The sequence below is a fragment of the Corynebacterium sp. HMSC055A01 genome (genome assembly GCF_001809405.1).
Classification (GTDB): Bacteria; Actinomycetota; Actinomycetes; order Mycobacteriales; family Mycobacteriaceae; genus Corynebacterium; species Corynebacterium hesseae.
Window position 1 is genome coordinate 1 of sequence record NZ_KV797518.1, and the last position, 388, is coordinate 388.

1 protein-coding gene is annotated in these 388 nt (G+C 50.0%); it reads right to left on the bottom strand.

The window, feature by feature from the left end:
* Positions 1 to 311: IS3 family transposase (locus tag HMPREF2604_RS00310; RefSeq protein WP_141746400.1), on the bottom strand; the 311-nt coding region annotated here is incomplete at its 3' end.
* Positions 312 to 388: the final 77 nt, after the last annotated feature.

Genomic DNA, 388 nt, shown 5'->3' on the forward strand with positions numbered 1-388 from the left:
GGGACAAAGGCACGCGGTGAAATCCCTTCAATGCCCATCATGCGCATCCGCTTCGCCACAGTCTTACGGTTAAGCGAAATGTGGTAGCGCTCGGCGAGCTCTGCGGTGATCCGAGGAGCACCATAAACCTCATCGGAGTCTTTCCAAATCTGATGAATCTTTCGGTCAACATCATCGTAAAATGCTGCCCGATCATCCTTTCCGGATAGTCGTTTCTGCTGCACATGAGCCCATTTGTAGTATCCAGACCGAGACACTTTTAATAGCCGTGCCATGCGTTTGATGCTGTAGTTTGCCTTCTCCTGCTGCATTAGTTCGAACTTTTCTGCTCGCGTTGCTTCGCGGCGAAGAAGGCTGTCGCTTTTGACAAAAACTCGTTATCCATCTT